At 47.2% G+C, this 22,144-nt stretch carries 19 protein-coding genes; 10 read left to right on the forward strand and 9 right to left on the reverse strand.

All coding sequences use genetic code 11. From position 1 onward, the window contains the following. Positions 1-331: 331 nt before the first annotated feature. Both pirA and bioF read right to left on the reverse strand, forming a co-directional pair. On the reverse strand, positions 332-481 hold the full coding sequence (pirA, locus tag QUA27_RS16620) for an arginine synthesis PII-interacting regulator PirA (protein WP_172185012.1): 150 nt from the start codon (positions 479-481) through the stop codon (positions 332-334). A 277-nt stretch (positions 482-758) separates the two neighbouring features. Continuing rightward, a complete protein-coding gene (gene bioF / locus QUA27_RS16625) occupies positions 759-1,934 on the reverse strand; it encodes an 8-amino-7-oxononanoate synthase (protein WP_333069155.1) in 1,176 nt (391 codons plus the stop codon). Positions 1,935-2,000: 66 nt separating this feature from the next. On the opposite strand from bioF, the gene QUA27_RS16630 reads away from it, so the two are divergent. Then, the gene (locus QUA27_RS16630) at positions 2,001-2,936 is read left to right on the forward strand and encodes an exopolyphosphatase (protein ID WP_333069156.1); all 936 of its coding nucleotides are present in this window, start codon (positions 2,001-2,003) and stop codon (positions 2,934-2,936) included. Positions 2,937-3,059: 123 nt separating this feature from the next. Here QUA27_RS16630 and QUA27_RS16635 read toward each other — a convergent pair whose 3' ends face one another. Together QUA27_RS16635 and QUA27_RS16640 are read right to left on the reverse strand one after the other, a co-directional pair. After that, a complete protein-coding gene (locus QUA27_RS16635) occupies positions 3,060-3,293 on the reverse strand; it encodes a hypothetical protein (RefSeq protein WP_333069157.1) in 234 nt (77 codons plus the stop codon). 11 nt (positions 3,294-3,304) lie between these two features. Beyond that, positions 3,305-4,426, reverse strand: coding sequence for a glycosyltransferase family 4 protein (locus tag QUA27_RS16640; RefSeq protein ID WP_333069158.1), 1,122 nt, complete (start codon positions 4,424-4,426; stop codon positions 3,305-3,307). 59 nt (positions 4,427-4,485) lie between these two features. Here QUA27_RS16640 and QUA27_RS16645 point away from each other — a divergent pair, with 59 nt between their 5' ends. After that, positions 4,486-4,755 carry a hypothetical protein gene (locus tag QUA27_RS16645; protein ID WP_333069159.1) on the forward strand — a complete coding sequence of 90 codons (270 nt, stop codon included), beginning with the start codon at positions 4,486-4,488 and terminating at the stop codon, positions 4,753-4,755. Between the two features lie 705 nt (positions 4,756-5,460). Here QUA27_RS16645 and QUA27_RS16650 read toward each other — a convergent pair. The 3 genes from QUA27_RS16650 to QUA27_RS16660 all read right to left on the reverse strand — a co-directional run bounded on the left by QUA27_RS16650 (position 5,461) and on the right by QUA27_RS16660 (position 9,859). Next, positions 5,461-6,588, reverse strand: a complete 1,128-nt coding sequence (locus QUA27_RS16650; RefSeq protein WP_333069160.1) for a type II secretion system F family protein — start codon at positions 6,586-6,588, stop codon at positions 5,461-5,463. Positions 6,589-6,682: 94 nt separating this feature from the next. Beyond that, on the reverse strand, positions 6,683-7,777 hold the full coding sequence (locus QUA27_RS16655) for a type IV pilus twitching motility protein PilT (protein ID WP_190660384.1): 1,095 nt from the start codon (positions 7,775-7,777) through the stop codon (positions 6,683-6,685). 75 nt (positions 7,778-7,852) lie between these two features. After that, positions 7,853-9,859 (reverse strand): GspE/PulE family protein, encoded by a 2,007-nt coding sequence (locus QUA27_RS16660; RefSeq protein WP_333069161.1) that lies wholly within the window; start codon positions 9,857-9,859, stop codon positions 7,853-7,855. A 1,295-nt stretch (positions 9,860-11,154) separates the two neighbouring features. Between QUA27_RS16660 and grpE the strand changes: the two genes are divergently transcribed. From grpE to QUA27_RS16700, 8 genes are all read left to right on the forward strand, one after another. After that, positions 11,155-11,952, forward strand: coding sequence for a nucleotide exchange factor GrpE (gene grpE / locus QUA27_RS16665; protein WP_333069162.1), 798 nt, complete (start codon positions 11,155-11,157; stop codon positions 11,950-11,952). Between the two features lie 293 nt (positions 11,953-12,245). Then, on the forward strand, positions 12,246-14,372 hold the full coding sequence (dnaK, locus tag QUA27_RS16670; RefSeq protein ID WP_333069163.1) for a molecular chaperone DnaK: 2,127 nt from the start codon (positions 12,246-12,248) through the stop codon (positions 14,370-14,372). 132 nt (positions 14,373-14,504) lie between these two features. Continuing rightward, entirely contained in the window at positions 14,505-15,632 is a 1,128-nt protein-coding gene (gene dnaJ, locus QUA27_RS16675) for a molecular chaperone DnaJ (RefSeq protein ID WP_333069164.1), read from the forward strand. 291 nt (positions 15,633-15,923) lie between these two features. Then, positions 15,924-16,214 carry a sulfurtransferase TusA family protein gene (locus QUA27_RS16680; RefSeq protein WP_333042225.1) on the forward strand — a complete coding sequence of 97 codons (291 nt, stop codon included), beginning with the start codon at positions 15,924-15,926 and terminating at the stop codon, positions 16,212-16,214. Continuing rightward, positions 16,211-17,461 (forward strand): ribosome small subunit-dependent GTPase A, encoded by a 1,251-nt coding sequence (gene rsgA, locus QUA27_RS16685; protein ID WP_333069165.1) that lies wholly within the window; start codon positions 16,211-16,213, stop codon positions 17,459-17,461. The genes QUA27_RS16680 and rsgA overlap by 4 nt, the downstream gene beginning before the upstream one ends. 241 nt (positions 17,462-17,702) lie before the next feature. Then, the gene (locus QUA27_RS16690) at positions 17,703-18,488 is read left to right on the forward strand and encodes a MotA/TolQ/ExbB proton channel family protein (RefSeq protein ID WP_333069166.1); all 786 of its coding nucleotides are present in this window, start codon (positions 17,703-17,705) and stop codon (positions 18,486-18,488) included. Between the two features lie 15 nt (positions 18,489-18,503). After that, positions 18,504-19,232: an ExbD/TolR family protein gene (locus QUA27_RS16695; protein WP_333069167.1), complete on the forward strand. Its 729-nt coding sequence runs from the start codon at positions 18,504-18,506 to the stop codon at positions 19,230-19,232. A 494-nt stretch (positions 19,233-19,726) separates the two neighbouring features. Continuing rightward, positions 19,727-19,924 carry an NblA/ycf18 family protein gene (locus tag QUA27_RS16700; RefSeq protein WP_006635253.1) on the forward strand — a complete coding sequence of 66 codons (198 nt, stop codon included), beginning with the start codon at positions 19,727-19,729 and terminating at the stop codon, positions 19,922-19,924. Between the two features lie 433 nt (positions 19,925-20,357). On the opposite strand, the gene QUA27_RS16705 is transcribed toward QUA27_RS16700, so the two are convergent. Then, positions 20,358-20,807: a hypothetical protein gene (locus QUA27_RS16705; RefSeq protein ID WP_015176194.1), complete on the reverse strand. Its 450-nt coding sequence runs from the start codon at positions 20,805-20,807 to the stop codon at positions 20,358-20,360. Between the two features lie 80 nt (positions 20,808-20,887). Continuing rightward, on the reverse strand, positions 20,888-22,090 hold the full coding sequence (locus QUA27_RS16710) for an anhydro-N-acetylmuramic acid kinase (protein ID WP_333069168.1): 1,203 nt from the start codon (positions 22,088-22,090) through the stop codon (positions 20,888-20,890). Positions 22,091-22,144 lie beyond the last annotated feature (54 nt).

Consider the following 22,144-nt stretch of genomic DNA (forward strand, 5'->3'; position numbering starts at 1 on the left):
ATATAAGCAATGCAGCGTAAGTCTTGTTCTTCCCTCTTGCTTCTTCGTTCTGACTTCAGAACTTAGGCAAAAAATGAATGCTTCAATCCGCTATTGGTACAGACTCTGTGGGCTGAGGCGCACTCTACAGATAGAGTTTGTGCGTGCAGGAGTGTTCCCTCTTCCTTCTTCCTTCTCAATAAAAAACCCCGGTTTCTTTAAGAAACCGGGGTTTTTCCTACCAACTAAGAGAGGAGTCAAAACTTAACAGGTAGCGGTTGCCGGAATTCTGCATTTCTCGCACAACCCTCTAAACCAAACTACGGGCAAATTCTATCTAGTTGCAGCTTCTTTAAAGCTGTCTCATTTCCTCTTCAAGCACCCGAACCAAATCTTGATTGCCACTGGATCTCGCTACTTCTATGCGGTGCATCAGTTGCTTGTGAATGTTAGCGCGGTGGGTTTCTGCTACTTTTTTTACGTTTTGACGATTTGTGTTCATGGTGGACGTTCCTTATATTAAATTTGGTGTACCTGCTACTTCTCTAATATAGCGCTAAATTCCAAAAAGTATCTAAATTTACAAAAAATTTACAGTTGTTGACCGATCGACCAAACTCCTGTATAAGATTGGTCATAAGTCAATAGCGATATCTTGACAATAAAAAAAGGCAGAACGCTAGAGCAGCAGAAGGCAGAAGGCAAAAGGCAGAAGTAGAACTTCTCCCCATCTCCCAACATTTACTCAAAGGGTAAGGTACTTATGACGTACTCAACATTTACTCAAAACTCACAACTTGCTTCAGCCCCTCTACCAACTGCTGAAGGTGTGCCAGCTCGTGAGTTGCCATCAGCGAAATCCGAATTCGACTGACACTTACAGTCGGAGGCCGAATCGCTGGAGCAAAAATACCTATCTCCTTGAGTTTGCTGCCGACTGTTAAAGCTGCCGCTGCATCTTTTAACGGAAGACTGAAAATTGGGGAGAGGGAATTACTAATTGGTAATTGGTGATTGGTAATCGCGCAATATTTGAAAGTTTCGATATTTTGCCGCAACCGAACTCGGCGTTCGGGTTCCTGCTGTACAATCCTCACCGCTTCCAAAGCAGCCGCGGCATCAGCAGGCGTCAATGCTGTAGTATAAATCCAAGTCGCCGCTCGATTACGCAGAAAATCAATTAAAGCAGCAGAGCCCGCAACGTAACCACCTAAACTTCCCAAAGCTTTGCTGAGTGTTCCCACTTGAATCAGGGGTGTTCCCGTACACCCGAAATGTTCTACACAACCGGCACCGCTAGTAGCACCGAAAACTCCTGTAGCGTGAGCTTCATCTACTAATACCATGCAGTTAAAGGTTTCGGCCACAGCCAACAACTGCGGTAGCGGACACAAGTCACCATCCATGCTAAAGACGCTATCGGTAATAATTAAACACTTGCGGTACCTGGCGCGATTTTGCTCTAGCTTTGCTTTTAAATCCTCAAGATTGCAGTGACTGTACTCTAGGGCAGTTGCACTACTGAGTGCAGCTCCATTTTTCAGGCTCGAATGGTTGTACTTGTCAGATAATATCAAATCACGCTTGCCGACAACGGATGCGATCGCCCCTAGATTCGCCAAATATCCCGAACTGAATACTAAAGCATCTTCAGTTTGTTTTAAATTAGCAATAGCTTGTTCTAGCTGTCTGTGCAAATCGCGGTGTCCGCTGACCAACCTCGAACCCGTCGCACCCGTACCAAATTCATTAGTTGCAGCTATAGCTGCTTGAATTAACCTGTCATCGCCGGCAAGTCCGAGATAATCGTTGCTGGCAAAGTTAATGAGCCGACGGCCTGCTAATTTTACCACAGGTCCGGGGGAACTTTCGAGCGATTGGGGCGATCGATACCAATCGGCACGGCGAACTGTGTCCAGGGCCTTCTCTATCCAAGCGTAAGGGTCTGCGTTCATATTGGAAAGCGATCGGGTAATACGTTATATTAGCTGGTGATCAGTTCCTCCGCATCACATAAGCATATGCCACTCACTAAAAAATACAGATTAGTCACCCGCAGCGATTTTGACGGTCTTGTCTGTGCCGTTTTGCTCAAAGAACTCGATATGATCGACGAGATTAAATTCGTGCATCCTAAAGATATGCAGGATGGGAAAATCGAAATAACAAATAACGATATTAGCACCAATTTACCCTATGTTGAGGGAGTTCATCTAGCTTTCGATCACCACTTCAGCGAAACTCTCAGACACGAGAAAATCAAAATCAACCACATCATCGATCCCTATGCAGCTTCAGCAGCTAGGGTACTGTACAAATATTATGGAGGCCAAGCAAAGTTTCCTGATATTTCTGAGGCGATGATGGCAGCAGTTGACAAATCAGATTCCGCTCAATTTTTCCAAGAAGAGGTTCTGCATCCGCAAGAATGGGTATTGTTAAACTTCATAATGGACGCCCGAACAGGCTTAGGAAGGTTTAAAGAATTTACCGTCTCCAACTATCAATTAATGATGCAGTTAATCGATTACTGCAAAAATCATACCATCGATGAAATTTTGCAGCTTCCTGATGTAAAAGAAAGAGTAGATCTCTACTTCGAGCAAGAAGAAAAATTTAAAGAGCAAATACAGCGATGCGCCAAAGTTTATAATAATTTAGTTGTTTTGGATTTGCGTAACGAAGAGGTGATTTATGCGGGAAATCGTTTTGTAATTTATGCTTTGTTCCCTCAGTGCAATATATCGATTCACGTACTTTGGGGACTGAAACAACAAAATACTGTTCTCGCAGTTGGCAAGTCAATCTTTAACAAAACTTCTCAAACTAATATTGGGGAGTTAATGCTAAGATATGGCGGCGGTGGGCACCAAAATGCCGGAACTTGTCAGATTGAGAACGACAAAGCTAGTCAAGTTTTGAAAGAGTTAATTGCCCAGATAAAAGAAAATGGTTAAATTGGCTTTATCTTTTTTGCAGTCAGGACTGGAGTCTTTGATTATTTATTTTAATTTTCAGCACTAAAGTCCTTACTACAAAAGAGATTTTTCGGGACTGAAGTCCTTACTACAAACGGGAGTTTATTCCTCAAGGTTTTGAGCTGGTGGGTTCTGAACATTGAGATTTTCTGAACAGTTGCCTTTGACTGGTGGCAAATGGTCTACCAAACCCATATCAAAAGCGATATCCGGCAACTCATCAGCTTTATATTTTCCTGGCTCAAACAATCGCCCGGGAGTAAAACAAGGCTGTTTTAATCGTACAACCTCCCCGGGCGAAAACATTCCCCTAAACATTTTGCGTTCGAGTCCCATAATTTCTGCTCCTAAAACAACTTTCGCATTAATCTTAACAATTTTTGAGCAGCAGCTTCCCAATTAAATAAATCCGCCGTCTCTTTAGCTTTGTGAGCTACCTGAAAACGCATCGGATCTTCCACAATGTTTCGCAACTGTTGGCGAACAGACTGAACATTGGGTTGGGCCCAATGAGGATCATTTCTGATTTTTAGATACTGAGTATCGTAACACTTTCCGACGGGAATTAGATCGTAAGCAATGGGATAGCAGTTATCAGCATTGGCGTACTCGGTCGGCCCACCGTACATAGTCATAGCGACGGGCAAACCTGCTGCAAAGGCATCCAAAATTTTAATTGCAAAACCCTCGCCGCGAAAGGGAGCTAAAAAAGCATCGGCTGACAAGTATAAATCAGCTAGTTCTGCTTTATTACAAAATTTAGGCATTATCCGAATTCTTGACTTGAACTTGCCGAATTGTTTTTCGATATTTACGAGATGCTCCACTATAACATCTGGATGTTTGCCACCATCTTTGATTATTAACTCTACGTTAAAATCATCTCTAAATTCTTCCCAAAAAGCTTGAATGGCCAGATCCGTGCCAAATCTATATAAATCAAAAGAATTGGTCATGTGCAGAATATACTTTATATCTTCCTGGTTTTTTTGCGGTCTGGGAAAATAGAGTTGCGAGATTAAAGGATTGAAACCTAGAGGCATGACTGATACGTTGGCTGCCGGACATCCAGCTTTTATTAAAACGTTTTTAGAGTATTGGCTGACGGCTAGTTTGTGGGATAAGTTATTGACAGCATCGTAAATCCAGTAATCATAATCATCAGTGTTGTTGGCGAATTCGTAATTGATAGCAAAAAATTCTAAATTGAGATGTCCCTTGAGTTCTTTTAAAAAATAAGGTTTCCAGTAATGAGACCATTTTATCTGAAATAAGTCTGATGGTGCCGTGTTCATCCACTTTTCTAGCCGGTGGTTTTCTTCTGTTGTGGAATTGTCGCTGATCTGAGAAGCAATTGTTGAAGGTTCCACAGAAATAGGAATTCCAATTTGGTCTAAAGTTTTCGCCAGGGATAGCGTAATATCAGCGAAGGAGTTAAAGTGTTGGAAACCAACGTTAAAGTGAACCATATTTATTGGTTATTAGTCAGGGTAATCGCATCTAATTTGGAATAAATTGTACTTGACAAATGACAGAAAATGCACCCGCCAGAGGCAGGGCTGCGGTGGAGACGCGCTCGGCGACCAACAAGCAGTTAAACTGGGAATGGACTCCCGGCAGGTATTCCTCACTCAGGCAGCTGGAAAAAGGCGGCCGTGAAATCTACCGGCAACGGAACATTGTTGAACGTGCTATCAACCTACTCAACCAAAGGAGTCCGATCGCTATTCGATATGATAAGCTGGCTGCCAATTATACAGCCATGATTACTATCGCCTGCATTCTGTTGTGGTTATAGTTTAAAAACGCGCCCTAGGCAAGAGTACGTGATGGAGATACATCAACTAAGTGGAACCGCAGCGATCATGCTTAGGTGGCTATCAGCATCACACTCAATTTTCATTCCTTAGTTTACGAGCTGCGCTTGAATGATACTGTCAAATGTTTAAAAAATTTACCTCACCATTATACCTTAATTAAGATATTATTACCCTGTAATATCTCTGAGGATTTTTTTATTCTTTCTTTTCTGGGGTCGTTCAAATTGGCAAAATTTTATTAAAAACTGGCATTTAAGATATTCACCGAAGGCAAGGAATCTGTTGGTTTTGGTGGGTGATTTAAAGTTTAAGTAAAACTTTTTGCCATTGATAGCACCCATAAACTACAATAACTAGATGGAAATTTATTCGGATTTAACTGTAGCATATTTTGGGTTCAAATTAATAGGGGTTTACCCTGGAGCGTAAAGCCAGGATTAGGCAGCAATTAAATCTGTCTGCCTATCCTACTTAACTTTTGTGACATTTTCGTAAGTTTTCACCAATGGGAAGACCCTGGTAATGAAGATTGGGAGGCAGAGCCTCCCAATTGTTTTATCCTTTTAATCGAGGATGTGCCTCCTCCAAAGGCATTCCCAGTCAGAGCCTGGGAACGATTGGAATAGTCATTGGTCAGGCGTTAATTGCTACTAACTAATAACTAATAACTAATAACCCCTTTTTTACAGCTTTTGGAACACTGCGAACATCGGCAGATACATCGATAGCAAAATCGAACCTACGATACCACCGACGACCACAATCATCAAAGGTTCTAGCATACTTGTCAGTCCTTTTACTGCTTCTTCAACTTCGGTTTCGTAGAAAGCGCCAACTTTCATCAACATCTTGTCAAGTTCCCCTGTCTCCTCGCCAATTGCCATCATTTGGATGGCCAAAGACGGAAAAACAGCTTGTTCTTGCAAAGCAATACTGATCATGCCACCGCTTTGAATTTCCTGCCTGGCATATTCGATCGCATTCGATATCGCCTGATTCCCCGCCACATCTCGCACAATTTCCAAAGAATTGAGAATCGGCACGCCCGATCGCGTCAGCGACCCAAATATCACGCAAAACCGAGCCACAGCAGATTTTTCGATCAAATCTCCAAAAATCGGCAACTTCATCGCAATTCTATCAATTTGTAAGTGACCCATTGGAGTTTTATAGTACATATCAAAGGCAATTTTGAGCGCTATAATCACCCCAATAACTGTCACCTGTTGGATCGGAGGCCAAGCGGTACAAAATGCACTAATTCCCAACATGATCAGCGTAAAAGTTGGCAAATCTGCACCAATATCCTTAAAAATCTTAGCGAAAGTTGGCAGCAAGAATATGGTCATTGCGAAAAAAATCACGATCGCAATAAAGAACACAGTCTTCGGATAAGACATTGCCGAATTAATTTCCGATTCCGTCTTGTGATTTTTTTCCATCATCACGGCCAGACGGTCTAGGGTTTCATCGAGTACCCCCCCGACTTCTCCCGCCGCCACCATACTGATAAACAGTTGGTCAAAAACATCAGGAAACTTAGCCATCGCCTCTGCCAAGTTTATCCCTTCCTGCACGTCCGCATTCATGCTCCTGAGCGCTCGCTTCAGCTTAGCATTAGAACACTGCTCGTGGAGCACGGAAAGGCATCTAACGATCGCCACCCCTGCATTAAACATAGCCGCAAACTGACGAGCAAAAATAGCCATATCCTTAACAGTAAGGCTGGTAAGGTTATATTCAATTTGCTCCTGAATCTTACTGAAATCAAAGCCACCTTTCGGTTTTTCGCGGATAACGTTGGTAGCCACAGCTCACCTCTGAAAATTTATTAAAAGTTATGACTCATCAGTCATCAGTCATTAATTCAGTCGGCAGACTCCTGACTAATGACTGCCGACTGAATTAATGAGCTCCTACCTTGGCTCCAACAGGTGCCGGGCCGATCAAGCGTTCGAGTTCGTCAGCCTTAGAAGCCTTGGCCATTGCCGATTCCCAAGTGACTTTACCGCTCTTGTAAAGTTCAGCGAGGGCCATTTCCATCGTCCTCATGCCCAATTTCGCGCCCATTTGGATTTGGGAGTAAATCATTGGAGTTTTGCCCTCCCGGATCAAGTTAGCCATAGCTGGAGTATTCACCATGATTTCCATAGCACAGCAGCGGCCGCCACCAACTTTTATTACCAAATTTTGGCTGCAAATTCCCACCAAAGAGTTAGACACCTGGGCGCGAACCTGGGGTTGTTGAATGGGCGGGAACACGTCCAAAATCCGATCGATCGTTGCAGCCGCCGAATTAGTGTGCAGCGTTCCCATCACCATGTGACCCGTTTCTGCCGCCGAAATTGCCAGACCGATCGTTTCCAAGTCCCGCATTTCCCCCACCAGAATTACATCAGGATCTTCGCGCAAAGCAGCTTTCAGCGCATTAGCAAAGCTCTTAGTATCTTCGCCCTTTTGGCGCTGGTGAAACAAACTCTTGATATTAGGAAACACATATTCGATCGGATCTTCAACTGTTAGAATATGTTCCGCCCGCGTCCGGTTGACCAAATCCAACAACGCCGCCATCGTAGTAGTTTTCCCGGAACCAGTTTGTCCCGTCACCAACAGCATACCCCTGGGTCTTTCCGTCAGATCCCGCAAAATTTGTGGCACGCCTAAAGCATCTGCGTTAGGGATCTTAGAAGCCAGAGCCCGCATACAAGCAGCCCAAGCACCCCGCTCCCGGTAGACATTGACGCGAAACCGAGCCAATCCCCGAACGCCGTAAGCGCAGTCAAGTTCCCACTCCATTTCCAACTGCTTGCGCTGCATATTGTTGAGCATTTGGAAAATTAGGATCTGCACTTCCTCAGCAGACAGAATGTCGCCGTATTGCGTCTGAGGAGTTAGTTTACCGCTGACTCGGAAGAATATAGGCGCGCCCGCTTGGATGTGTATGTCCGAACCCCCTTGCTCTACCAGGGACTCCAGTACGTCTTCAATCATCAGACCCATAGATACCTCTCCTCGATCAAATTGATAGTTATTGACCAATCTAGCTCAGTTAACAGTCAACAGTTAACTGCTGAATCAATCCACAAAGCGTGGCGTCAAGCAGTACGGACAATCCAGCATCTCCGGCTTCAATTCCGCCCGACAACTTTTGCAGGTAAGTCCCTGCTTGCGTTTGGCTTTCAGTTCAGCCTCCAGGCCCGAGTCAGTAAACGTCACCCGCTCGACTTCTTCAAAAGTAGTCGCGCCTTCTCGAACTAACTGCAAGCTGTAAGCCAACAACGTTTTCATCCCTTCTTCTACTGCTGCTTCCTTAATTTGCTCTGTGGGAGCTCCTTGAGTGATCAGAGTTTGAAGCCGCTCAGTATTTTTCAGGAACTCGTAAACCCCTACCCGTCCTTTGTAGCCTAGGCCGGCGCACTTGGTACAAAGTTGCTCGCGTTCTGCCAGTTCCTTCCTTTCCTCCACCGGTACAGTGTTGGCTTTGTAAACAGTTAGATCAATTTCTTGAGAAGCGGACAGACCGTACTTGCCGAGTTCTGCGGCAGTAGGCTGGTAAGGAATGCAGCATTTGTCGCAAACGCGCCGCATCAGACGCTGAGCCAACACGCCCAACAGAGCTGCCGAAACCATGAACGGTTCTACGCCCATTTCGGCCAAACGCGCGACCGCCCCGGCCGCGTCGTTCGTGTGCAGCGTCGTCAGCACCAAGTGTCCCGTCAAAGCAGCTTCCAGAGCCGTTTTTGCCGTTTCCTTGTCCCGCGTTTCCCCCACCAGCATCACATCAGGGTCTTGCCGCAAAAATGCCCGCAGAATGTTGGAAAAAGTCAAGTCTTTTTCTCGAATTACTTGACATTGGGTAATTCCTGGCAAAGCATATTCGATCGGGTCTTCCGCCGTACTGATATTAACCCCCGGATCGTTCCGTTCCGCCAGAATCGAGTAGAGAGTAGTTGACTTGCCCGAACCAGTCGGCCCCGTCACCAAAATCAGTCCGAACGGACGGCTAGCACTCTCTCGGACTAAAGCCAGAGTTTCCTGATCGGAGATTAACAAACCTAAGCCCAACTGAGTGCTGGAACTGTCCAAAATCCGCAGCACGATTTTTTCGCCGTACCGCGAAGGTAAGCTGTTCACCCGGAAATCAACCGTGCGTCCCTCAAATACCCGGCGGATGCGGCCGTCTTGAGCTTGTCGGCGTTCGGCAATATCCAGGTTGGCAATAATCTTGAAACGAGCGGTAATCGATGCGACTACCTGCTTGGGAAACCGGAAATACTCTTGCAGCACCCCGTCTTTCCGCATCCGAATCCGCATGAACTCTTCTTGAGGTTCTACGTGGATGTCAGACACCTTTTCCGACAGAGCTTTAGCCAAAATGATATTGACCGCCTTAATTACCGGAGCTGCCTCAGCATCGTCCAAGGTGTTAGCTAGGTCTTCTTGGTCGGAACTCTCCTCTTCTAGCGAGAGTTCGCCAAAATCTCCCTCCCCTAAATCCATCTTTCTCTGCTTTTCGGCTGCTGCCATTTTGGCTGCTACCTTAACTTGGTCCTCTTGATAGGCAGAAGTTATGTCCTGATAGTCGTCTGGCGTAATCACCCGTCGCTGCAAAGCCAAGCCGTGAGGCTGTAAAATCCGCCGCAAATCTTCTATGGCGTTGAGGTTGTCGGGATCTACCATGGCTACTAAAACGGCCGCAGGCTCAGTTTCAGTCTTCGCTACGGGTAAAAACCGACCTTGGTGACAAATGTCGATCGAAATCTTCAATGCGTCGAGCATAACTCCGAGTTGCTCGTTAGACATTTCGCTCATCTCCGGGTCAAATGCTTCAACCCCGTAGACTATCTTCCGTTCAAACATCTGCTGCTTTTTGTAAAGTCGCAGCAATTCTGGGGGTAACGGCTGCCCGGTAAGTGCTTCTAATACCTCCGTCAAACGCTTGCCCGACTTCTGGCTTTCAATTTGAGCTTGCTTCACTTGCTCGCCGTTGACGTAACCCGACAGAATCATCTTGGTGAGAGCCGGAGGAAATTGGCTCACAGAAACTAGGGATGTGGAGCGAAGCGGGGATGTGCTAGTCATAAAAAACACTCAATAGGTGGGAAACTCAGTCACAAAGAGTGCTGAGAGGAAAACCAAGGCGGGGTTTTAACCCCCGTATTCTTTGCTTATGGATCAGCTATCATTTTCTTGCTCAATCCCTATCTCTCAAGTGTAAGCTCGAAGTCCCCTCTAAGCTTCGTCCACAAATTGACGAGATGTTGGAGGGATTTGCCGGTGCTTGCAATCAAATCTTGTTCGTTGAGTGCTAAGTTGCTTACTTACCTGATTAACTTGCGGGATACTCTCGTTATAGCCTCAGGGCACATCACTTGGGGATTTCCCGTACCGGGAGAGAAAAGCGGGGCAGGGCGTGTCCCCTTCCCAGGCTAATTCTATTTTCCCAAATTGTTTGCTCAAATTACAGCGGCCGTGGTGGCGCGGTTAGCTGTACTAAATTCAAGATGACCTATGTTCTGTGATGATAGCTTTTACGAAAGCCTCGATCGCCCTTGTGAAATATATTTTGATTAATTATCTGCGATCGGTCACTGCCCGATCGCCGGTGGCATCAGTCCCCAGGGCAAATTTTGAGCTACTCTAGTTTGGGATCATTAAATATTACTTTAATTCTTCTTTGGTGTCTGAGCCTTTGTGACGTAAGCTTAACGGAGCAGAAATGTTGGAAATTAGCAAATTAGATATCAGTCTAATCTACAGATAATCTCCTCTGCCCGACCAGCTAATCTCTATCATTTTGCTGCCCAAAATTCTACTCTTCAAGCGACTTCGGCGGTATCGAATCCGAAAAACCACAGCCCCAATTCGCATCAAGATTAACAACCTAGTAGCTGAGTGACACAAGCACACACCTAACTACTTAGTCACTCAATACAAATTCCTTTTTTTGCCTACTTGGGAAACTCAGCAAATGGTAATAGATGCCAGCATCAGCTTGCAACTAAAACAGCCTGACCGATGATGATAACTTTAAGTCAGTATCGTTTTAAGTAAACCTTGAAACATCAAGCCACCTAGGTGGGAAATATTGTAGTAGACTTAACAGCAAAATATACTTATAAAAATTGTGGTAAATGCAATCGCGTTAATTAAAAATGAGGAACCAACAAACGTTGGGTTGCCCCCATTGCTGCCATATTATACGTAAATATCTAAACAGGCATTTGAATATTTTATGGAAAGCTTTGAGCAATGTCTCCAGAGCTGGCGAGTTTTCCTCTTTTCACATTGTGCCATACACAGTCAATTCGAGTCCTCTAGATTTACCGGGTTAACTGTATCTGCTAGAATTGATAGGGTTCTGTCGCGCAGCTTTTATGATTGACGAGGAAAAACAGCAAGATCAAGATCCTAACTCAACTGGGGAAACCACCCCAGAGGGTTCGCCAATGGCAAGCGAAAATCCGGCGGCATCAGGAAACTCGAACGAATCGGCGGATTGGGAGCTCGAACTTGCTCGAGCTTATCAAAGTGCTCAGGGCGATCGCTCGCCAGCAAACGCATCTGGGCCTACCGTCACCGGCAGTTCAACTAACAGTCCGACTGCAGCAGACGCGGCGGAGCCTTGGAAGAAGGAACTGGCGCAGGTAACCGAGGAAAAAGAGGCTTTAAAAACTCAGTTGCAAGTCGCATCCGCTCAACTAGAAGAACTGAAAAATCAAAATCTCCGCTTAGCAGCAGATTTTGAAAACTTCCGCAGGCGTACCCAAAAGGAAAAAGAAGAGCTAGATTTACAGGCAAGGTGTCTCACGATCAAACCCCTGTTGCCGGTAATTGACAATTTCGAGCGCGCTCGATCGCACATCAAGCCGCAAACCGATGGCGAAATGAACATTCACAAAAGCTACCAAAGCGTTTACAAGCAAATGGTAGACGGCCTCAAGCAAATCGGGGTTTCTCCGATGCGCCCCGAAGGCGAACAGTTTGACCCCAACCTCCACGAAGCTCTGCTGAGTGAGCCAACTGACGAACACGAGGAAGGAACAATTATCCAAGAACTAGAACGCGGCTACATTCTGGGCGATCGCGTCTTGCGGCACGCCAAAGTGAAAGTTGCAGCGGCTGGGCTATCTGTGGTAGCCTCAGATGAAAATCCCGATAGTTCGGAAGGTTAATCGGGATACAAGCTACTGCATTCCTCAAAGTCACTGACCCCCGAATAGAATTCGGGGGCTCCCAGGTGGCAGACTCACCAACTTCTTAATTAAAGATGACTAAAAGCAGGTCAGCGCTTTCTCCAAAAATTCTGAAAAATGTTTTTACCAGTCTTTGATATTGCTTTAGGACATCAAGTTTATTTCCTACAAATCTAGTCTGGGAATGCTTGTTTAAACAAGCTGAGTCGTTTTTCCTCCCCCAACCTATAGTTGGAGGTTTCCAAACATCCCACAAAGTTTTATGAGGCGCTATGGGAAAAATTATTGGAATTGACTTAGGCACAACTAACAGTTGCGTAGCTGTGTTAGAGGGCGGTAAACCCGTCGTGATCGCCAATTCCGAGGGCGGCCGCACAACTCCGAGTATAGTAGGATTCGGCAAGGCAGGCGATCGCTTAGTAGGTCAACTAGCCAAGCGACAAGCTGTAACTAATGCGGTAAATACTGTCTACAGTATCAAACGATTTATCGGACGGCGGTGGGACGACACGGAAGAAGAACGAGCCCGAACTCCCTATACCTGCATAAAAGGTAAAGACGATACCGTTAACGTCCAAATTCGGAACAAGGTTCACACTCCCCAAGAAATCTCGGCAATGGTACTCCAAAAGCTCAAGCAAGATGCTGAAGCTTATTTGGGACAAACTGTTACCCAAGCCGTGATTACAGTGCCAGCCTACTTCACAGACGCCCAACGGCAAGCTACCAAAGACGCCGGTACGATCGCGGGCCTAGAAGTCCTGCGGATCGTCAACGAACCGACGGCAGCAGCCCTTTCCTACGGGCTGGACAAGCAAAATATAGAACAGAAAATCTTGGTCTTTGACTTGGGTGGCGGTACTTTCGACGTTTCGATCCTGCAACTGGGAGACGGAATTTTTGAAGTCAACGCCACCTCCGGCAACAACCATCTCGGAGGAGATGACTTTGACGACTGCATAGTCCAGTGGCTGGTAGAAGCTTTCCGGACTCAAGAAGGCAGTGACCTCTCACAAGACAAAATGGCCTTGCAGCGCCTCCGAGAAGCTGCGGAAAAAGCGAAAATCGAACTCTCCAACCGGGAATCGACCTCAATCAATTTGCCCTTCATCTCCTCTGACGACAAAGGGCCGAAGCATTTGGAAATGGAACTCTCCAAAGCTCAGTTTGAAAAACTGGTGGCTCATTTGGTGCAAGCGACGATCGATCCGGTGACTCAAGCCCTCAAAGACGCAAGTTTGACTCCCAAAGACATAGACAGAATTATTTTAGTGGGAGGCTCAACCCGGATTCCGGCAGTTCAAAAGGCAATTAGCAAGTATTTTGGGGGCGTTTCTCCCGATAAATCGGTCAATCCAGACGAAGCTGTAGCCGTAGGCGCGGCAATTCAAGCCGGGGTGTTGGGTGGTGAAGTCAAAGACTTGCTGCTGCTTGATGTGACGCCGCTCTCCCTGGGACTCGAAACCTTGGGCGGGGTGTTCACCAAAGTAATCGAGCGCAATACAACTATTCCCACCAGTCGATCGCAAATGTACAGCACGGCGGCCGACGGGCAAACCTCGGTAGAAATTCACGTCCTCCAAGGCGAGCGGGCATTGGTTAAAGACAATAAAAGTCTCGGCAAGTTCCTGCTCAAAGGCATTCCCCCAGCCCCCCGCGGCGTACCTCAAATCGAAGTTACCTTTGAAATCGATGCTAACGGCATTCTCAAAGTGGCTGCTGAAGACAAGGGAACCGGAAAAGAACAAAGCATCCAAATTTCCAATACAGGGGGGTTGAGCGAAACCGAAGTCGAGCGGATGCGACAAGAAGCCGAACTTTACGCCGACGAGGACATCAAGCGCGCTCTACTCGTCGAACTCAAAAATCAAGCTGACTCGCTCGTCTATAATTGTGGTGTAACTTTAAAAACCAACGCGCAACTGCTGAGCGACGATCTCAAGGCCGAAGCGGAAACAGCCGCAGCAGCCTTGCGGGCAGCGATGACTAACCCCGACATCACAATCGAGGAACTCACGCCCGCAATCGAATCTTTCAAGCAACTGCTATACTCGCTGGGGACAGCAGTCTACGACCAAGCCCGCAGCGGGGTAGCCCCGTCAGGAGCTGTTGTTGAAAGCGAGATGATGTCAGAAGTAGAATCAGAACCAGAAGATGTTAAAGCCGACGATGACAGCATTTTGCTGAAAGAAGAGCTGCTGGTGGCGCCCCAAGCTCCGCCGGAACCAAAGCCGGAACCAAAGCCGGAACCAAAGCCGGAACCAAAGCCGGAATCAAAGTCGGAACCAAAGCCGGAACGACAGTCAAAACGACAGCCAAATCCACAGTCAAGTCCACAGTCAAAACAAAAACAGAAGGTTCCCGAACCAGAAGTTGATGATATGAATCCTTTCCTTTAAAACAGAAAAGCTAAAAATTAAAAGTTAAAAATTAACAATGAGAATTTTTGATTTTTAATCTGTAATTTCAGGAAAGGTCGCCCGTTTCTTTTTCGTACACTTTTTGTTATTTACCTCCAGGCAAGCAGCTCTATGGCCGGTGATTACTATGAAATATTAGGCGTTTCTCGCAGCGCAGACAAAGAAGAAATTAAGCGTGCTTACCGCCGCCTAGCTCGCAAGTACCATCCAGATGTCAACAAAGAATCCGGTGCTGAGGAGCGGTTTAAAGAAATTAACCGCGCCTACGAGGTACTCTCCGAACCAGAAACCCGCGCCCGTTTCGACCGTTTCGGTGAAGCAGGGGTCAGCGGTGCAGGCGCGCCTGGGTTCCAAGACTTCGGTGACAGCTTTGCCGATATTTTTGAAAGCTTCTTTCAGGGTTTTCAGGGAGGTGTCGGCCAACAACAGCAAGGTCGCAGGCGCAGCGGGCCGGTGCGCGGAGACGATTTGCGCCTGGATTTGCGGCTGGATTTTCGGGAAGCAGTGTTTGGTGGCGAAAAAGAACTTCGCATCAAGCATTTAGAAACCTGCGAAACTTGCACCGGGACTGGCGCAAAACCGGGAACCAGACCCCAAACTTGCTCGACTTGTACCGGCAGTGGTCAAGTCCGACGCGCTACCCGCACTCCTTTCGGCAGCTTTACTCAAGTTTCAGTTTGCCCCACTTGCAACGGCACCGGGCAAGTGATTGAGGATAAGTGCGAAACTTGTGGCGGCCGGGGCCAGAAAGAAGTGATGAAAAAGCTGAAAATCACAATTCCGGCTGGGGTTGACAACGGTACTCGTTTGCGCGTTTCCAATGAAGGGGATGCCGGCAAACTGGGCGGGCCGCCCGGGGATCTTTACGTGTTTTTGGCCGTAAATGAAGACCCGCTATTTAAGCGCGAGGGTACTAACGTTAGCTCGGAAGTTAAGATTAGTTATTTGCAAGCAATTTTAGGGTGCCGGTTGGAAGTGGAAACCGTAGACGGGCCGACGGAATTGTTGATTCCTAGCGGAACTCAGGCGAATACTGTTCTGACTTTGGAGAAAAAAGGGGTGCCTCGGTTAGGAAACCCGGTCAGTCGCGGCGATCATTTGATTACGGTCTCTATTGACATTCCGACTAAAGTGACGGCTGAAGAACGGGAATTGCTGATGCAGCTTGCTAAGCTGAAGGGCGATCGTACCGGTAAAGGCGGCTTGGAAGGATTTCTGGGTAATTTGTTTCAGAAATAAGCAATTTTTGACACCAATTGGTGTCAAATTTTCCTGTTTCAGGATTCCCCGGCAATTGGTTTTAGTATCTGTCAAAAAATTGTCTGCAATTGCTCACAAAAATGGCAGGTGGACCTGTTCCTGGGCATTGCGTTTCAGCAGCGCTCAAAAAAGTGAGCGCTATTGCGCTCACTTTTTTCAGAAAGAATAATAGTCTGTGTCCAATTGGAAAGAAAATTTTAGATTCTCCAGTTTCCAGGCAACTTGTTTAAAAAAGTAAGGCTTTCAGGATTTGAGATTGCAAAAAGCATTATGAATTCAACATCGAAAATTGAAAATCCCAAATCCCCAGATGCCAAAATAGATCTGCGGGGTACTCCGTGTCCTCTGAATTTTGTCCGCACTAAACTGCGCTTGGAGCAAATGGCACCGGGTGCTGTTTTGGAGGTATGGCTGGATGCTGGGGAGCCGATCGAACAAGTACCTGATAGTCTCAAAATGGAAGGCTACCAGATTCTGGAAACGCAATTTGTCGCGGATGAGCCGGAGTCGGGCTTTTTTTCAATGAAAGTGCAGCGCCCAGAAGACAAGGAAGCGGGATGAGCCTGAATTCGCCCTCGATCGTGGGTACTGTAATTGCTGTTCAGGCTAACTTCTACCAAGTGAGGTTAGATCCCGAAGTCTCCATTGATGGGAAAAATGCTCCCCTCGCTGATTCTCCGATTCTCCTGTGCACTCGTCGCACTCGACTCAAAAAAATTGGTCAACAGGTGATGGTGGGCGATCGCGTGGTAGTAGACGAACCGGACTGGACTGACCGCCGGGGTGCAATTTCTGAAGTCTTCCCGCGCCAAACAGAACTCAACCGCCCGCCTGTAGCTAATGCCGATCGCATTCTCCTTGTTTTTGCCCTTGCTGAACCCGACTTAGATCCCGCATCATTAACTCGGTTTTTAGTCAAGGCTGAATCTACAGGTTTAGAAGTTAGTTTGTGCCTGAACAAATGCGATTTGGTCACGCCCCAAGAGTTGGAACAGTGGCGCGATCGGCTTTCAGGCTGGGGCTACCAACCAATGTTTATTAGCGTCCGCAGCGGTGCAGGAGTTCAGGAAGCCCCCGCTAATGATCAAAATGAAGTTTCTGAATCGGAACCGTGTTTCCATGACTTAGTGGAGAAAATAGAGCCATCTAGGCTGAGTTATGAGGACAACCCCCAAGTTCCAAATTCGCTCAAGCCGTTAGAGCCGTTAAAGCCCGTACATAGCCCGTTGCCGAACTTGCTTCTAGACCACCTGCAAGGAAAAATAACGGTAATTTGTGGCCCTTCTGGTGTTGGCAAGTCCAGCTTGATCAACCAACTGATCCCGGCGCTGAACCTACGAGTGAACGCTGTTTCCGGCAAACTCGGCCGCGGGCGCCATACGACTCGCCACGTCGAACTATTTGAACTCCCCGGCGGCGGACTTTTGGCCGATACTCCGGGCTTTAATCAGCCGGCTCTCGAATCCGATCCCTCAGAGTTAGCGGAATATTTCCCAGAAGCGCGACAGAGGCTGGCTTCGGGTAGCTGCCAGTTTAGCGACTGTTCGCACCGAGACGAGCCTAACTGTGTCGTGCGGGGCGGTTGGGAGCGCTATGAGTATTACTTGCAGTTTCTCGAAGAGGCGATCGTCCGCCAACAAGCTCTGCAAAACTCCAGCAGCGCCGAATCGAGTTTGAAGCAGCAAACCAAGTCTGATGGTACGCAGCATTACGAACCAAAGCTGCAAACTAAAAAATATCGCCGCTCTTCCCGCCGCCTTCAACACCAGTCCCTGCAAGATATGTGTCAAGACTTAGAGGAATTGTGAGGAAGTCGCCGCCCATCGTCCGTAAGCATTAGACAACAGTACCAAGACTTACCCAGAAACCGGGTTTCCTTGACGAAAATACTTCGTTGCACCCCGATGCCCCCTTCGCAAAACCGTCTTTCTTTAGTGGCGAGTGCGTAAGTCCTGAGTACATTAATAGCTAAAATTAAATGGCCTTAGATTTGTTAAAAAAAGTAGAACACAAGCAAAAGTTAGCGGGTACTGCAGGAGCAAAAATATTGTGAATATTCAAGAACTGTTTCAAAAAGGCGGCCCCGCCATGTGGCCCCTGTTGGTGTTATCGATTTTATCTTTGAGTACAATTATCGAGCGCTTGTGGTTTTGGGCAAGCCTCCTGAGCAAAGAAAAGCAGATAGTTAACCGCATTCTGGAAGCGGCTCGTAGCGATTGGGGGGCGGCTAACGAGATTGCCAGACAAGCTAACCGACAGCCAATCGGGCGATTTCTTTCTGCACCCCTGCGGCTCTACAATCCCGAACCAGATTTATTTCGACTCGCACTCGAAGCTGCAGCCGATGAAGAGTTGGCTTCGATGCGTCGCGGTGACAAAATTTTAGAAGCTACGATCGCTCTAGCTCCTTTGCTGGGCTTGCTGGGAACAGTTCTGGGCTTGATTAATTCGCTCAGTTCTATCCGTCTGGGCGACATCGGCACCGCGGCAACCACAGGCGTAACTTTGGGGATTAGCGAGGCGCTGATCACGACTGCTACGGGGATGGTAGTAGCAATTTTTACCTTGGCCTTTTATCGGATATTTCAAGCTTTTTTGTTCAACCAGGCAAAAATATTTCGCAAAGCTGGAAATGAACTGGAATTGCTTTACAGGCAATACTGGCCGACGGCTAATGCTAAGGGTCGATCGCCCGGTGCAGAATACAGCAATTCTTCTTTTGGTGCAGATGGTTTGAACAGGCGTTCTCTCAATTCTCAAGAATCGGGAGAACGGAATCGGGAGCCGAAATTGAAAGGTTCCGATCCGGCTGAAGATTCACCTTCTAATAATTAAAACTCCTGAGAACTGATGAAGATTAATCTAGATACTCCTGCTGAAGAGGCTCGGATTGAACTGGTGCCTTTAATTGACGTGATCTTTTGCATTCTGACGTTTTTTCTGCTGGCGGCTTTGCAACTGACTCGCCAGCAAGCAATTAATGTCGATTTGCCTAAAGCGAAGACGGGACAAACGCAAATGCGAGAGATGCTGATTGTCAGCATTGACGATTTCGGGCAAACTTATATCGACCAATTGCCTGTTAATTACCAACAGCTCGATCGAGTTTTAAAGAGTTTCCAAACCCAAAATCCTACGGGGTTGATGGTGCTGTACGCTCCTCAAAATGCTAGATATGCCAAAGTTGTCGAGGTTTTAGACAAATTGAGAGAGGTCGGGGGCGATCGAGTTGCCCTAGCAACTCTTCCTAGTTCGGCTCCTTCCCCGCTGCCAAATTCCTCGCTTCCCAATTCTGGCATTCCTGCAGCACCTGCGATCGGCAATTCCGGTCAACCCCTGCCGTCTCCTCTGGCTCCGGGGCAGCAACAGTTCAATCCCAATCAGTTTCAATCTCCTCTCCCCGCTCCGGGGCAACAGCAGTTCAATCCCAATCAGTTTCAATCTCCTCTTCCGGCTCCACAGCAGCCTAGCAACTTTGGGGCAAATCAGGGCATTCCTCCTGTTTCGCCTGCACCCGCTGCTCCCAATTTCCGACCCGGAGCGGCCACTCCACCCCAGGATGGCCGGCCCTCGAATTAGTTAGAAGGAAGAAGGGAGAACAGAGAAATAGAAATTCTCAGACTCTCCCTATCTTTCGCTCCCTCATCTTCCACTCTCCCCATCTTCGTCATTTTTCAATCTCCCGCTCTCCTCATCTTCCAATCTCTGCCTCTCCCCCTCTCCTCATTTCCCCCTCTCCCCCTCGCGGAGAGAAGCTCCGCCCGATTTGGTATAAAGGGCTTCAATTCTTTTGGTTCGTACTGAGCCTTTTTCCTCTTGACAAGTAGATACAGTTGTATATGCCTGCAGAAGGAACTTTTGCAGACATCTCGCCATCTCTGTCTCTAAGTAAGTTATTTCCTCGGACATATGGTAACTTTGTCAAATAATTGTTACCTTTTGTAATATAGACTAAAGCCAGATGGGCAATCGGGTATCCCGAAACCAACGGCTGATCGCTGAAACAACTTACAAATCTGGTTAATCCAGGTGTTCACTTTTAAGTCACCTTTACTTACAGAGGAGTCAAAGTCATGAGCCAACCAGCAGAATTGTCTTTGGAACAGCAATTTAGCCTGTGTTCCTTCAAAACACAGGTAAGTGACATGAGCCGCGAACAAGCTCAGGAGTTTTTGGTCAAGCTTTACGAGCAAATGATGCTGCGGGAAACCATGTACCGCCATTTTCTGAAACACCACTGGGGTTTAGAACCTAACCCAGGTGTTGAGTAGCAAAGAGTCGCAGTCGGCGACCTCCGTCTCTTACTCTCTTCCCTCAGGTGGAAAGGAGTTGGGGGTGATGGGGCGTCACTCGCAGGCAGAAAGTAGAAGGCCTCTTTACAGACATGAGGAAAATTTGACAGTTTCTTTTTGGATTTCACTCAATGTGGGAGTCGAGCTAAGCAGTTTCTTTCTTGATACCACAGAAGATCGCAAAGATAATTTATCGCGCCTCGACTCGAAAATTGAATAACTCTTAATAATAAGTGTTAATTTTTTAACCCATTAAAATTTTTAACTTATTCAATATATTTTTCTTTAGTTGCAGCAGATGAGGTTTGACAGCAATGGCGCTAGTCGGACATCTGAGCGCGACCCCCGACTAGCAAAACCTTTAATTTTCACATCAAACCCTAGAACTCGCAAGTGTTGACTCTAGAAAGAGTTATTCCGGCTGACGTTCCAGAGTCGCTTCCATCGTACTCGTCAGGTAATGACCAGACATGATGCCACTAGATTGGTAGTATCGGTTATCATCAACGCGGTGAAGGGTATCAAAACCCGTTCGTCGCTGGCGTTCGTCTCCCAATACCCAATAACGCTGGACGATCGACTGGGGAGCAATCCAACCTTCGCCCTCCACACGGCCGAGTTCGCTGTGTTGGAGTACAAAAGTATACTGCCGTTCATCGCTGTTGAGGTGTCCTCGGTACTGCAAAATAATCTCTTCGCGATCGCCTCCAGGAAACACGAGTTTCGTCACCATACTGAACCAATCTGTTCGGTTCCAGCTCACTAAAGTTTTGCCTTTAACCGTAATTGGCACGCCATTGCGCTCAATCCAACTTCCTTCGAGCGTCCATTGGCCAGATTCCATTAAAAACGTGTGAGCCACAGTGCTGTTCCTATGCTTTTCCTGCTGGCTACAATGCTGGTGCAACAACGCACAGCCGTTGTCCCTCAGACTCTATGCTATCACGCCCAACTGTGCCAACAAGAGTTAATTTCCCCTAAAAGTACCGGTGCCCGGGCACCAGTAACTTGAGGCAGATTACCGGGAATACCCCGAACCCGCCATGCGGCTAAAACCGCAAAAGCGATCGCCTCTTTAAAATCTACATTCAAGCCTGCCTCAGAAGTAGTCAACACTTGCACTGGATGCAATTGAGATTGCAATCGGCGTTTTAAGTAGAGATTGTGGCTGCCACCCCCGCATAGTAAAACTCGATCGGGCATAGCCGGTAAAAAAGTTTGGTAACTGTGAACGATCGAGGCAACAGTCAGTTCTGTCAGAGTAGCCAGCACGTCAGCAGGACTGAGGTTGTAACCTTGGGCCTCGACCAAACACCTGTCAAAATAGTCTACACCAAATAGCTCTCGCCCCGTTGATTTCGGCGGTGCTTGGCGGAAGAACTCTGATGCGAGCCAATCCTCGACTAAAGCTTGACAGGGAGTTCCCGATGCCGCCCAAGCTCCACCTTCGTCGATCGTCTTAGTGCCACCTGAGAAGTGCTGCACTGCCAAATCTAACAGGGAATTCGCCGGGCCTGTATCCCAGCCGGATATGCCATCCCCCAGACACAAAATCTCAGACTCGTCATTGTTTCCACCTTTTCCTCTTGCCGGGAGATAGGTAACATTGCCAATTCCGCCCAGATTTTGGATGCAGAGGCTGCGGTTGGGTTCTGCCAGCAAGCAGGCATCAACTATTGACACTAAAGGTGCTCCTTGACCCCCGGCTGCAATGTCTGCCGATCGAAAGTTACTCACAGTAGTAATGCCTGTCAATTCTGCAATTAGCGCGCCCCGCCCGAGTTGCAAACTGTAGCCCATTAACCCACCGGCGCTGTCTTTCTGGGCTTTCCCAGCAGGTCGGTGGTAGACGGTTTGACCGTGAGAGCCGATTAATTCGGCATTATCATATTCTGCTTGAATTGTCAATGCCGCCGTGGCAAATTCTTGGGCGATGGCATCATCTAATTCTGCTAGTTCAGCCATTGACAAAGCTGAGCCACTGCAAACCGAGAGAATTTGCGATCGCAAATTAGCAGGATAAGGGAAAGTCTTGCCGGCCACCAATTGCACTTTCAAGTCTTTTTGGGAACCGAGCACATCCACAAAAGCAGCATCAATGCCATCCACCGACGTGCCGCTAATCAAACCGATAACGCGGGTCATTCAATTTTAGATTTTAGATTTTTCGATTTTTGATGGTCGGTTGCGATCTGGCGA

This window comes from Microcoleus harperi Pol14_C6 (genome assembly GCF_036701295.1).
In the GTDB taxonomy this organism is placed as follows: Bacteria; Cyanobacteriota; Cyanobacteriia; order Cyanobacteriales; family Microcoleaceae; genus Microcoleus.

What these genes read in the sequence shown, in the direction of transcription:
- pirA (WP_172185012.1), bottom strand. Translation starts at nt 481, where the DNA reads ATGAACACAAATCGTCAAAACGTAAAAAAAGTAGCAGAAACCCACCGC.
- QUA27_RS16695 (WP_333069167.1), top strand. Translation starts at nt 18,504, where the DNA reads ATGAAGATTAATCTAGATACTCCTGCTGAAGAGGCTCGGATTGAACTG.
- QUA27_RS16700 (WP_006635253.1), top strand. Translation starts at nt 19,727, where the DNA reads ATGAGCCAACCAGCAGAATTGTCTTTGGAACAGCAATTTAGCCTGTGT.
- grpE (WP_333069162.1), top strand. Translation starts at nt 11,155, where the DNA reads ATGATTGACGAGGAAAAACAGCAAGATCAAGATCCTAACTCAACTGGG.
- QUA27_RS16660 (WP_333069161.1), bottom strand. Translation starts at nt 9,859, where the DNA reads ATGACTAGCACATCCCCGCTTCGCTCCACATCCCTAGTTTCTGTGAGC.
- QUA27_RS16640 (WP_333069158.1), bottom strand. Translation starts at nt 4,426, where the DNA reads ATGGTTCACTTTAACGTTGGTTTCCAACACTTTAACTCCTTCGCTGAT.
- dnaK (WP_333069163.1), top strand. Translation starts at nt 12,246, where the DNA reads ATGGGAAAAATTATTGGAATTGACTTAGGCACAACTAACAGTTGCGTA.
- QUA27_RS16710 (WP_333069168.1), bottom strand. Translation starts at nt 22,090, where the DNA reads ATGACCCGCGTTATCGGTTTGATTAGCGGCACGTCGGTGGATGGCATT.
- QUA27_RS16645 (WP_333069159.1), top strand. Translation starts at nt 4,486, where the DNA reads ATGACAGAAAATGCACCCGCCAGAGGCAGGGCTGCGGTGGAGACGCGC.
- QUA27_RS16680 (WP_333042225.1), top strand. Translation starts at nt 15,924, where the DNA reads ATGAATTCAACATCGAAAATTGAAAATCCCAAATCCCCAGATGCCAAA.
- QUA27_RS16635 (WP_333069157.1), bottom strand. Translation starts at nt 3,293, where the DNA reads ATGGGACTCGAACGCAAAATGTTTAGGGGAATGTTTTCGCCCGGGGAG.
- bioF (WP_333069155.1), bottom strand. Translation starts at nt 1,934, where the DNA reads ATGAACGCAGACCCTTACGCTTGGATAGAGAAGGCCCTGGACACAGTT.
- QUA27_RS16630 (WP_333069156.1), top strand. Translation starts at nt 2,001, where the DNA reads ATGCCACTCACTAAAAAATACAGATTAGTCACCCGCAGCGATTTTGAC.
- rsgA (WP_333069165.1), top strand. Translation starts at nt 16,211, where the DNA reads ATGAGCCTGAATTCGCCCTCGATCGTGGGTACTGTAATTGCTGTTCAG.
- dnaJ (WP_333069164.1), top strand. Translation starts at nt 14,505, where the DNA reads ATGGCCGGTGATTACTATGAAATATTAGGCGTTTCTCGCAGCGCAGAC.
- QUA27_RS16655 (WP_190660384.1), bottom strand. Translation starts at nt 7,777, where the DNA reads ATGGGTCTGATGATTGAAGACGTACTGGAGTCCCTGGTAGAGCAAGGG.